Source organism: Rhizobium sp. AN80A (assembly GCF_030053015.1).
GTDB lineage: Bacteria > Pseudomonadota > Alphaproteobacteria > Rhizobiales > Rhizobiaceae > Rhizobium > Rhizobium metallidurans.
This window is the reverse complement of the sequence record NZ_JASJPX010000003.1, coordinates 690,966-702,955: the sequence shown is the minus strand read 5'-3', so window position 1 is coordinate 702,955 and position 11,990 is coordinate 690,966. Positions and strand designations below refer to the sequence as shown.

Below are 11,990 nucleotides of genomic sequence, written 5' to 3'. Positions count from 1 at the left end.
CATTGCCGGGAGGAGAATGGTAATCAATGCGAATATTGGTATCGACGCTGATCTACAGAAGAAACAGGAAGACCACCAGAACGACGAAGGCAAGGACCGAGCAGCTGGCGTAAAAGACGGACACGGCACTGTCGATATCCTCGATCACGGCGGTCTCCCTGCCGCCGCCATTGATCATCGGCTCCATGACCACCACACCGGAATAGACGCGCGGCCCCGCGAGCTGCACGTTGAGCGCGCCCGCCATCGCCGCTTCCGGGCGTCCCGAGTTCGGCGAGCGATGCATGCCGCCGTCGCGCATCGCGATCTTGAACGCCTCGCGGCAGGCATCGCCGCCGCGTCTAAGCCACGCACCCGCCGCGATCAGCGCGATCGACAACCGCGCCGCCGGCCAGTTTGCGAGATCGTCGAGCTTCGCCGACGCCCAGCCGAAGTCGACATAGCGTTCCGACTTGTGGCCGATCATCGAATCCGCGGTATTGAGCATCTTGTAGGCAAGCAGCCCCGGCAGGCCGAACACCAGATACCACAGCGCAGGCGCGACGACGCCGTCGGAAAAGTTCTCGGCAAGGCTCTCGATCGCCGCCCGGCAGACGGCCGGCTCGTCCAGCGTTTCCGGGTCACGCCCGACGATCATCGACACGGCCTTCCGCCCGCCATCGAGCCCCCCTGCCGAAGACCGGTCGCGACCGCCTCGACGTGATCAGCAAGGCTCTTCTGCGCCAGGAATACCGTGACGATGAGAACCTCGAGCAGAATGCCGGCGAGCCCGAAAAGCGTGAAGAAGAGATGCAGCGCAACGCCGGCGACGATGGCGACCAGAAGCAGGGCGGCGATGACGAGCATGCCGTTGCGCCTGCGGCTTTCGCCCGCCAGTTCCGTACGGTTGAACAGCGTCTCCATCCGCGAAATCGCCTTGCCGAACAGGACGATCGGATGCGGCAGCCGCGCCCAGAGCACATCGGGATCACCGACGATCCTGTCGAGCATCAGGGCAAGCACCAGCACGAGAAGGTTCAGTTCAAAAATCATCGATCGAAGCTCAACAGGGCATCGGCGAGCCTGAGATCGCCATTGGTATCCGCGGTCACGCCGAAGCGCAGCCAGGAAGGGGCATAATCGAACTTGCGGACCAGAATATGATGCACGCACAGATGTGCCTGCAACGCATCCGCCGCCTCGTCTTCGACCAGCAAGAAGAGCGCGGTGCCGCCGCGAATGCGAAGCCCGCCCTTGGTCAGAACGTCACGCATCGCCTCGCTGCGCTTAGCGATCGCGCGCCGCAGCGGCTCTGTATCCGTGCGCAACAGGGACGCGGCGATCGACAGCGCCGGCCCGGAAACGGCCCAGGGGCCGAGCAGGCTCTCGATCCGATCGAGAATTTCCCTCGCCGCGATGACGAAGCCGAGCCGCAGACCGGCAAGACCGAAGAACTTGCCGAAGGAGCGAAAGACGATGAGGTTGGGATGATCCGCGACATGGCCGCCGACACTCGCGTCGGCAACCGTATCGCCGAACGCCTCGTCGACCACGAGAAGCCCTCGCCGCGCCGCCAGCCGGCGCGCAAGATCAAGCAGCATGGAGGGCTGGTAGATCCGGCCATCGGGATTGTTGGGATTGACGATGACCACAAGCGCGTGATGGTCGCCGACCCCGTCGATCCCATCAAGCCGATCGACAGCCGCTCCCGCCATCACGAAGGCCCGCTCATATTCACCGTAGGTCGGCCCGAGAATGGCGACGCGTCTGCCCGCCGCGATCAAGCGCGGTAGAAGCTGGATGACCGACTGGGTGCCGGGCACCGGCAACGGCAGGCTGTCGCCACTTCCATAATAATGCCGCGCCGCCTCGCGCGTCGCGTGCACGAGATGCTGATCCGGCAAGCGGTGCCAGGCGCGTATGGGGATATCAGGCAGGACCGCCGGAAACGGACTGATACCGGTGGAAAGATCGAGCCAGTCCTCGGGCTTGCCGCCATAAAGAGCCGCGGCGGCCGTTATGCCACCGCCATGGATGATCGGCGCATTCATCGTGCCGGTCCACCCGCGCCACCTGCCGGCCCAGACAGCTGAGCCGCCACATCGATGAGATGCATGTAGGACCCGGCCACCTGCCAGCGCTGCAGGCCAGCCGTGCCGAGATCGTTGTTCAACGCGTCGGTCACCTTGAAAAGCCGGTCCGCCTCGCCCTCTGACACCACCGACGAATAGTGAAACTCGTGCGCCGTCATCGGCTGCGCGAAGAACGAGCCGTTGATGGGATAGACCCGCCGATAACCCAGGTGACGCTTGCGCTCCTCGTAGCTGGTGACCAGCGGCAGCAGCCCGAGCATCTCGTGGCGCTCGCCGCTGGCGTCCACCAGCCCGTCGCCCATCACCATGTAACCGCCGCACTCCCCATAGATCCGCACCCCGCTTTCGGCCGCCTGGCGCATGGCCGCCCGAAAGGTCGAGGCGGCGGCGATCCGTCCGGCATGCAGTTCAGGATAACCGCCGGGGAGATAGATGGCGTCGGCGGTCCGCTCCGGCGGCTCGTCGGCAAGCGGCGAGAAAAACGAGATATCAGCGCCGCGACGCCGCCAGCCTAGCAGCATGTGCTCGTAGCAAAAGGCAAAGGCTATATCGCGCGCCACCGCGATCCGGCTGCCGAGTGGCGGCAAACGGTCGATATTGGCGGTCGATGGCCGTGCGAATCCCTGTCTCGCGACCCGCATCAGGAAGTCGAAATTGCAGTTCTGCGAGACCGCCTGCGCCGCATGCTCGACGAATTTCTCCAGCGCCTCATGTTCGCCCGCCTGCACCAGACCGAGATGCCGCTCCGGCAGCGCGATCTCGGCGTCGCGGCGGACGACCGCGATCACAGGCATGCGGCTCGCCTCGAGCGCCTGGCGCAGCATCATCTCATGCCGGTCGCCGCCAACCTTGTTCAAGATGACGCCGGCGATCCGCACATCGGCGCGAAAGCCCGCGAAGCCGGCCACGAGTGCGGCGACGGATTGCGACATGTGCGAGGCGTCAACGACGAGAACGACCGAAAGACCAAGCATCGCCGCCAGATCCGCCGCCGTACCCTTGCCATCAGCCGCCCCGTCGAAGAGGCCCATCATCGCCTCGATGACCAAGAGCCGGTCACCCGAGCGATGCAGCGTCGCATTGGCGGCGATCAGTTCGGGACGCATCGCCCAGGGATCGAAATTGAGACAGGCGACACCGCTGGCAGCGGCGTGAAAGGCAGGATCGATATAGTCAGGCCCCGCCTTCCCGGGCGCGACCTCCACCCCACGCTTGCGAAGCGCCCTGAGGAGCCCAAGCGTCACCGTCGTCTTTCCCGACCCGGAGGACGGGGCTGCAATCAACAGACCACTCATGCCGTCTCCTTACTGCCGGACCTCCGGAACGGATCGGGATGCAACCGTCGTCCGGCCAGCGCACCCAGCCAATCGAGAGAACCACGCAACCGCACCACCTCGCCGACCACCACGATCGCCGGCGGCTCGATGCCTGACGACAGCGCCGCGGCCGGCGCCTCGCCGAGCGTCGTTTCCAGAACCTCTTGCGCGCTCGTCGAAGCATTGCAGACGAAGGCGACCGGTTCGTTGCGGGAGCGCCCGCGGCAATCAGGTTGGCACTGATCTCGGCAATATGCTTCATCGCCATATACATGACGATGACGGGCGAGCCCTTGCCTATAGCATCCCAGTTTATCGCGTCCGGCACCAGCCCCGATGAATTGTGGCCGGTCAAAAACGTCACAGCATGATTGATGTCGCGGTGGGTAACCGGGATGCCCGCATAGGCGAGCCCACCGATCCCCGCCGATATCCCCGGCACGATGCGAAACGGCACGTTATACTCGACCAGCGTCAGCGCCTCCTCGCCCCCACGCCCGAAGACGAAGGGATCGCCGCCCTTCAGCCTGAGGACGCGATTGCCCGCCTGCGCGAGCTCGACGAGACGAAGCGAGATGTCGCGCTGCTTGGCGGACGGCTTGCCGCCGCGCTTTCCCGCATATTCGAGAACGGCGCCCGGCCGCGCAAGCTTCAGGCACTCGGCATCGACCAGCGCGTCGTGCACGACGACATCGGCTTCCATCAGCCCCTTGACTGCGAGCATCGTCAAAAGGCCCGGGTCGCCGGGCCCCGCGCCGACGAGCCAGACACTGCCGCGATCCATCGCCGGGAGGTGAGAAAGTACCGTTTCGATCATGACGATGATCTATGCCCGGCGGCGGACGACGTCAACGCCGCAAACGCGGCGAAAATGCAGGTCACGATCACGCCAAATGAAGCCCACCAAGCGGACTCAAAATATGAGGATATCGGCGCAAGCGGCTGAATGGATTCGCCAATGTGCTTGCGCCGAAACAACAATGACGATTGCCGACTAAGCGTCGAGCAACGTGTCGCGGATCAGGTCAATGACCTCTTGCGACTGGATGCCGGTGCAGGCGATCTGGCTCGGCAGGCCGTCCCAGTCGCCCGGCGGGAAGCGACGGCCGTCCTGCTTGACGATCGTCTGGCCATCGGCGATGCCGCCACACACCACGCGCATGGCGCCCGATATGGTGGTGAAGAGCTCCGGCGCCACCACGTAGACGCAGGCGCAACTGTCATGCACCATCATCCCGTCCTCGACGGCATGCTTGTAGAAGTCGATGTAGAACTGCGAGAGCTTGTCGAGCAGCTGCACCGCCTTGTCGCCCCTGGCCGCCATCTCGCCGAGATAGCCACGGCTCATCGTGGTGATCGCGGTGACATCGAGACCGATGACGACCACCTGCCACGGGGCGGTGAGCACGATATCGGCGGCCTCGGGATCGCCATGGATATTGGCTTCGGCGACAGGCGTCACATTGCCAGGCACATAGAAGTTGCCGCCCATGATGACGACCTGCTTCACAAGGCCGGCAATCTCAGGATCTTCCTTCAGCGCAAGTGCAAGATTTGTCATCCGCCCGACAGCCACCAGCGTCACCTCGCCAGGATTGGCGCGCACGGTGTCGATGATGAACTTGTAGGCCGGACGCGGATCGAGCGGCACGTCGACGACTTCGGGCACGTCGATGTTGCCGAGCCCGTCATCGCCATGCACGAAGGTCGGCCAGGCGCCTTCCTTGCGCGACGGATCGATGGTCACGCTCGCACCCTTGGCGACGGGTGCCGGAATGTTCCATTCGCGCTTGAGGAACAGTGCATTGCGCGTCGTCGTCTCGATCGAGGCGTTGCCGAACACGGTCGTGATGCCGATCAGATCGATGTCGGCATGACGGTGCAGGAAAAGCAGCGCCATCGCATCGTCAACACCCGGATCCGTATCGTAAATCACCTTATGCATAATCGTCCCTCTTGCATGGTCTCTGGCATGTATTGGCGGCCACCATAGCGAGCGCTACTCTTTCCGCAACAGGGCGCGTGCGATCGCGGCGGTCGCATGTGCAGATTTGATTTTCTCAAGCACAAGCTCGGCTTCGGGCCCGATCGCCGCGAGTGCGGCGGATTCCGCGACACCATGGCAACCCACCCGCGCGAAGACGACGTCGGACGGGTTTGCGATCCTCGGCGTCTCCTTCTCGAGCGTCGCGGCGTCGAAGAACAGCATCGGGATGGCCAGCCGCGCGGCGACCACCGCCATCGCCGGTTCATCGCGGCGCGAGATCGATGGACACCAGCCCGGCGACCTGCTCAGGCACGATGCCGGCCATCTCCAAGGCCGAGAAGACCAGCGCCATGACCTCGTCGGGCGAGGTGCCCCGCTCGCAGCCGAGGCCGAGCACGTAGCGGCGGGTGATATCGAACTCGAGTGCGGTCATGGGATGGAAATGCCGGTTGCCTGTGTCGCCCAAGCCATTGCAGCACCGGCCGGTAAATGCAACATGCGCGCCGACACAGTGCATTAGCATTCCCACAGGTTCCTCCATTGTACGACCTTGCCCCTCACCTCGTTCTTCTCCTTGCCGCGGCTGCCTTCTTTGCCGGTTTCGTCGATGCGATTGCCGGCGGCGGCGGCCTGATCACCGTCCCCGCGATGCTGATCGCCGGCATCCCGCCGCTTCAGACGCTGGGCACCAACAAGGTGCAATCCCTGTTCGGCGCCGGATCGGCGACGATCGCCTATGCCCGCAAGGGGCATGTCAATCTGCGTCAACAGCTGCCGATGGCGCTGATGGCCGTCATGGGCGGCTCGCTTGGCGCGGCGCTCGCAACCATCGTCCCCGGCGACGTGCTGCGTGCGATCATGCCGGTCCTGCTCGTGGTGATCGCGCTCTATTTCGCGCTGAAGCCCAATCTCGACGATGTCGACAAGCACCGCCGCATCACGCCCTTCGTCTTCGGACTGACACTCGTGCCGGCGATCGGCTTCTACGACGGCGTGTTCGGTCCGGGCACCGGCTCGTTCTTCATGCTGGGATTCGTCTCGCTGGCCGGTTTCGGCATGCTCAAGGCCACCGCCCACACCAAGCTCCTGAACTTCGGCTCGAACCTCGGCGCCCTGATCGTCTTCGCCTCCTTCGGCGCCACGCTCTGGAAACTCGGCCTGATGATGGGTGTCTGCCAGTTTCTCGGCGCGCAGCTCGGTTCACGGCTTGCCATGCGCATCGGCGCCAGGCTGATCAAGCCGCTGCTCGTCATCGTCTGCATCGCGTTCACGATCAAGCTCCTGTCCGACCCAGCCAATCCGCTACGCGTCTGGCTGGGGGTCTGAGGTTCAGAAAAGCGCGAGAAGCAGCGCTCCTGAGGCGATCAGGCTGACGCCGAGCCAGTTCATCATGTTGAGCTTCTCGCCGAGAAAAACCACGCCGAAGATGGCGACGAGCACGATCGACAGCTTGTCGATCGGGGCGACCCGCGCCGCGTCGCCGATCTTCAAGGCGCGGAAATAGGCAAGCCACGACGCGCCGGTCGCCGCGCCCGACAGGCAGAGAAACAGCCAGGTCTTTGCCGATATGCTGGAGAAGGGCTGCCACTGCCCGCTTGCCAGCACGATCGCGCTGATGATCGCGAGGATCACCACGGTGCGGATCAGCGTCGCGAAATCGGAATTGACGCCCGCCACGCCGATCTTCGCGAAGATCGCCGTCAGCGCCGCGAAGGCAGCCGACAGGACGGCCCAGAAGACCCAGCTTTGCGTCATCAGAACTCCACGCCCGCCTGTCCCTTGATGCCCGAGCGGAACGGATGCTTGATCAGCTCCATCTCGGTTACCAGATCGGCGATCTCGATCAGCTCATCCTTGGCATTGCGCCCGGTGAGAACGACGTGAGTCATATAGGGCTTTTCCGTTTTCAGGAACGCCACGACATCGTTGATATCGATATAGTCGTAGCGCAGCGCGATATTGATCTCGTCGAGCAGCACCATCGAATTGCGCTCGTCGCGGATCAGTTCCTTCGCCTTCTCCCAGGCAGCGCCGGCGGCCGCGACGTCACGGGCGCGGTCCTGCGTTTCCCAGGTGAAGCCCTCGCCCATCGTGTGGAACTGGCAGACATCGGAGAAATGCTTCTCGATCAGGTCGCGCTCGCCTGTCCACATCGCACCCTTGATGAACTGCACCACGGCCGATGGCTTGCCATGCGCGATATGGCGGAAAATCATGCCGAAGGCGGAGGACGACTTGCCCTTGCCCTTGCCGGTGTGGACGATGATCAGGCCCTTCTCGCCCGTCTTCGTCGCCATGATCTTGTCGCGCGCGGCCTTTTTCTTGGCCATCTTCTCGCTGTGGCGGGCATCGTCGTGGCCAGTGGCCTCCGTCGTGGTCTCGGTCGTTTCCTCGGTCATGTCGCTATTCCCCGGATGCAAGCTTCAATCGATCGGCGGCATCGCCGCCGCCTGATCTGTCGTGTGTGTTGTCTGTCGCGGTAAGATCGAACCGCGCGGAATTGCTGCGCGGCGTCCAGAGCCGCCGCTCGATCGCCTCCAGCAGCCGTTCCTTCATTTCCTCGTAGGCGGCCGGGTTCTTCCCGAGCATGAAATCGCGCACCTTCTGATCCACGACGAATGCCTGATAGACCGCCTCGAAATGATGGTTGCCGACCGCGCCCGTGGTCGCCGCGAAGGCGAAGAGATAATCGACCGTGGCGGCGATCTCGAACGCGCCCTTGTAGCCATGGCGCATGACGCCATCGATCCACTTCGGATTGACGACGCGGCCGCGCACCACGCGGGCGATCTCCTCTTCCAGCGACCGTATGACCGGCTTCTCCGGCATGGAGTGATCATTGTGATAGATCGACGGCCTGATGCCGCCGAGCGTCTCCGCCGCCGCCGCCATGCCGCCTTCGAACTGGTAGTAATCGTCGCTGTCGAGCAGGTCGTGCTCGCGATTGTCCTGGTTCTGCACGACAGCCTGAATGGAGCGCAGCCGCTCCTCGAAGACGCCGCGCTCGGCCCGGCCCTCTTCGCCGGCGCCATAGGCGTAACTGCCCCAGACCAGATAGGCCTCCGCCAGATCGGCGCGCCGCTCCCAGCCCTTCTCATCGATCAGCGCCTGCAGCCCCGCGCCATAAGCACCCGGCTTCGACCCGAAAATCCGATACCCCGCCCGCCGCCTTGCCTGCGCCGCGTCGAGCCCGGCCTCTTCCAGCCGTGTCGCCTCGCCCCGCATGCGTGCCGCGATCGGGTTATCCTGCTCGTCCTCATCCAGCGCGCCGACAGCCCGGATCGCCTTGTCGAACAAAGCGATCTGCTCGGGAAAGGCATCGCGGAAAAAGCCTGAAATGCGCAGCGTCACATCCACGCGCGGCCTTCTCAGCATGGCCTGTGGAATGATCTCATAGCCTGTCACTCGCCGCGATGTCATGTCCCACACCGGCTTGACGCCGATCAGCGCCAGCGCCTGGGCGATATCGTCGCCGCCGGTGCGCATGTTCGATGTCCCCCAGGCCGTCAGCCCGAACGACACCGGCCATTCGCCGTGATCCTGCACATAGCGACGCACCAGAAGCTCCGCCGATTTCTTCCCCAATTCGTAGGCCGCCGGCGTCGGCACCGCGCGGCTGTCCACGGAGTAGAAGTTCCGCCCCGTCGGCAAAACATCCGGCCGCCCCCGCGTCGGCGCGCCGGAGGGACCGGGAGGTACGAAGCGACCGTCGAGGCCGCGGAGCAAGCCTTCGATCTCGGCGTCGCCGCAGGCGAGGATGGCGGGTTTCAGGCGGGTTTCGATCTCGTCGAGGACGGCTCTGGTCTGGGACCAGAGGGGTGGGCATGGCAGTTCGCCGGACACGAATTTGGCGGCGAGCAGTTCAATACGCTCAACAGCGTCGCCCTGGGTGCGCCAAGGATCGGACGAGACGTCCGCGAGGATCTCGGGGCGTGGCCCGGTCCATGCGGCGGCCATGTCGCAGTTCAGGGGGTCGAAGGAAGCGCCGGCGGGTGGGATACCCCCCTCTGCCCTGCCGGGCATCTCCCCCACAGGTGGGGAGATTGGCTGGGCTTGCCCGCTCGCTCGAACCTCACCGTTTGGTTGGGGAGCAGACCACGAGTCGATCTCCCCCCCTTGTGGGGGAGATGTCCGGCAGGACAGAGGGGGGGTATCACGCCCGCAAGGCTCCCCACCACATCACCAACACTCCCAAACACATCCCCAGCTATCGCCCGCTGCAAACTCCGGTCACCACCCTCACCCAGCCCGCGCGGCACCCGCGCCAGCGCCACCGTCAGATCCGTCAGCAACCGCCCCTCAGGCGACACCCCGAAGACATGCAGCCCGTCGCGTATCTGCATCTCCTTGAGATCACAGAGATAGGCGTCGAGCTTCTTCAGCGCCTCGGTCTCGCTTTCTCCCTTCGATATCCCCGCATCCTGATCGAGCCCGATATCGGCGACCAGATCGAGGATCTGCTTGCTGAGCAGCCGGATACGCCGTGGATCGCCGCCCGACGCCTCGTAATATTCGTCGACAAGCGCCTCCAGATCCTTCAGCGGCCCGTAGCTCTCGGCGCGCGTCAGTGGTGGCGTCAGATGGTCGATGATGACGGCGGCCGTGCGGCGCTTGGCCTGCGTTCCCTCGCCGGGATCATTGACGATGAAGGGGTAGAGATGCGGCAGCGGCCCGAGGATCGCCTCCGGATAGCAGCTTTCCGAAAGCGCCAGCGCCTTGCCGGGCAGCCATTCGAGATTGCCGTGCTTGCCCATGTGGATCACCGCATGCGCGCCGAATTCGTGGCGCAGGAAGGCGTAGAAGGCTAGGTAGCCGTGCGGCGGCACAAGATCCGGCGAATGGTAGCTTTCCTTCGGATCGATATTGTAACCGCGCGCCGGCTGGATGCCGACGAGCACATCGCCGAAGCGCGTGAACGGCAGCGCGAAGACGCCATCCACGACATAGGGATCGGCCTCCGGCCCGCCCCAGCGCGCGCCGATCTCGTCTTGAATCTTTTTCGGAAGAGTTGCGAGGAAATCCCTGTAACGACTCATTGAAAGCGTCTCGCGGACGACCTTGCCGTCGCGACCGGAATTGGTGGGCCCGTCCATGATGTGGCGCATCAGCGCATCGCCACTCTCGGGGATGTCACCAACGGGATAGCCGGCCTTGCGCATCGCCGACAGCACCTCGATCGTGCCGGCCGGCGTATCCAGACCGACGCCGTTTCCGAGCCTGCCGTCGCGGTTCGGATAGTTCGCCATCACAAGCGCTACCCGCCGCTCCACCGGTCTGGCATGGCGAAGCCGCGCCCAGTTGGCGGCCAGACGCGCGGTGTAAGCCATGCGTCCCAGATCCGGCTCGCTGGCAACGATATTGGCCTCGACCAGCGCATCATAGCGCGCCGCCGACTTGAACGAGACCGCTCGCGAGAGAACTCGGCCATCGACCTCGGGCAGCGCCACGTTCATGCCGAGATCACGCGCCGACAGCCCTTGCGAGGAACTCTCCCACACCTCCTTCGAGGACGCCGAAAAGATCGCCTGCAGCACCACGGCATCGCTGGCTTCCAGCACAGTCGGCTGCCGTTCCGCACCCGGCGCGGACACGGCGAAGCCGGTGGTGTTGATGACGACGTCGGGCCTGGTGATCGCGAAGACGCTTTCGAGGATGCCCTTCGAGACGGGATCCTTGAGGCTGTAGGCGAAGACCGGCAGCGGCCGGATTCCTTGAGCGATCAGAGCCTCGATCAGCGCCTCGACGGGCCGGGTTTCACCGCTCTGCACCAGGGCGCGGTAGAAGGAGATGGCGATGGTGGGACGGTCTGTAGCCGCTGGCGTCTCGCCCGTAGCGCCCCCCTCTGCCCTGCCGGGCATCTCCCCCACAAGGGGGGAGATCGACTCGTTGTTATCTCCCAGCCAAACAGTTGAGACTGGAGCGAGCGGGCGCTCCCAGCCAATCTCCCCACCTGTGGGGGAGATGTCCGGCAGGACAGAGGGGGGTAAGCCACCCGCCGACAGCAGCCGCCACTCCTCGACCCCGACAACACCCCGCCCCGGCCACCAGACCCCGGCCTTCATCAGGGGGGCCGCCGCCTCCGGCTTCTCCGCCCCGGACAGCATCGCCTCGGCATAATCAAGAAACGCATGCGTATTCGCGTCACCGCCCTCGATCAGATAGGCCCAGAGCGCATTCAGATCCTCGAGCGGTACATTCGAAAACGGCGTCAAGCCCGCGTCCGGTTTCGGATCTCCCGGCAGCACCGCGATCAGCGCGCCGTGTCGGGCCGCCGCCGCATGCAGCGCCTCCAGCGCGTAATGGAAATAGCTGGCGCCGCCCAGCGCCCTGACGATGATCAGCTTGGCATGCCGCGCCGTGCGCTCGACATAGGCATCGACGGACATCGGATGCTTGAAGTTCATCAGGCTGGCGATGCGCAGCGACCGCGCGCCGGAACGCCGGCCCTGCGCGACCGCCACCGCCGCCAGTTCCGTGTCGGCGGCGGAGAGGAACAGGATGTCGGCGGGAGACTGACCAAGATCGATCGCCTCCTCGCCGTCGCTGATCGTTCCCTGCTGGGCTAGAAGAAGGTGCATGGCGTTAGGTCTTTACGGGAAATATTGGTCGCAGGCG

At 64.6% G+C, this 11,990-nt stretch carries 6 protein-coding genes and 4 pseudogenes; 1 reads left to right on the top strand and 9 read right to left on the bottom strand.

The window, feature by feature from the left end; genetic code table 11:
- Positions 1-52: 52 nt before the first annotated feature.
- The 6 genes and pseudogenes from cbiB to P3R82_RS14975 form a co-directional block, all read right to left on the bottom strand.
- A pseudogene (cbiB, locus tag P3R82_RS15000) lies at positions 53-1,032 on the bottom strand (adenosylcobinamide-phosphate synthase CbiB).
- The gene (cobD, locus tag P3R82_RS14995; RefSeq protein WP_283194418.1) at positions 1,029-2,030 is read right to left on the bottom strand and encodes a threonine-phosphate decarboxylase CobD; all 1,002 of its coding nucleotides are present in this window, start codon (positions 2,028-2,030) and stop codon (positions 1,029-1,031) included. The pseudogene cbiB and the gene cobD overlap by 4 nt, the downstream one beginning before the upstream one ends.
- A complete protein-coding gene (locus tag P3R82_RS14990) occupies positions 2,027-3,367 on the bottom strand; it encodes a cobyrinate a,c-diamide synthase (RefSeq protein ID WP_283194417.1) in 1,341 nt (446 codons plus the stop codon). The genes cobD and P3R82_RS14990 overlap by 4 nt, the downstream gene beginning before the upstream one ends.
- Positions 3,364-4,205 (bottom strand): annotated as a pseudogene (cobA, locus tag P3R82_RS14985) (uroporphyrinogen-III C-methyltransferase). The gene P3R82_RS14990 and the pseudogene cobA overlap by 4 nt, the downstream one beginning before the upstream one ends.
- A gap of 177 nt (positions 4,206-4,382) precedes the next feature.
- Positions 4,383-5,333 (bottom strand): nucleoside hydrolase, encoded by a 951-nt coding sequence (locus P3R82_RS14980; RefSeq protein WP_283194416.1) that lies wholly within the window; start codon positions 5,331-5,333, stop codon positions 4,383-4,385.
- Positions 5,334-5,387: 54 nt separating this feature from the next.
- Positions 5,388-5,808 (bottom strand): annotated as a pseudogene (locus P3R82_RS14975) (cobalamin biosynthesis protein).
- 107 nt (positions 5,809-5,915) lie between these two features.
- Between P3R82_RS14975 and P3R82_RS14970 the strand changes: the two are divergent.
- Positions 5,916-6,701, top strand: a complete 786-nt coding sequence (locus P3R82_RS14970) for a TSUP family transporter (protein WP_283194415.1) — start codon at positions 5,916-5,918, stop codon at positions 6,699-6,701.
- Between the two features lie 3 nt (positions 6,702-6,704).
- Here the strand turns inward: P3R82_RS14970 and P3R82_RS14965 are convergent, their stop codons facing one another.
- The 3 genes and pseudogenes from P3R82_RS14965 to cobN all read right to left on the bottom strand — a co-directional run bounded on the left by P3R82_RS14965 (position 6,705) and on the right by cobN (position 11,953).
- Complete coding sequence (locus P3R82_RS14965; protein ID WP_183898976.1) at positions 6,705-7,130, bottom strand: EamA family transporter; 426 nt, start codon at positions 7,128-7,130, stop codon at positions 6,705-6,707.
- On the bottom strand, positions 7,130-7,774 hold the full coding sequence (cobO, locus tag P3R82_RS14960; protein ID WP_183898977.1) for a cob(I)yrinic acid a,c-diamide adenosyltransferase: 645 nt from the start codon (positions 7,772-7,774) through the stop codon (positions 7,130-7,132). The genes P3R82_RS14965 and cobO overlap by 1 nt, the downstream gene beginning before the upstream one ends.
- A gap of 4 nt (positions 7,775-7,778) precedes the next feature.
- Positions 7,779-11,953: pseudogene (gene cobN, locus P3R82_RS14955) on the bottom strand (cobaltochelatase subunit CobN).
- Positions 11,954-11,990: the final 37 nt, after the last annotated feature.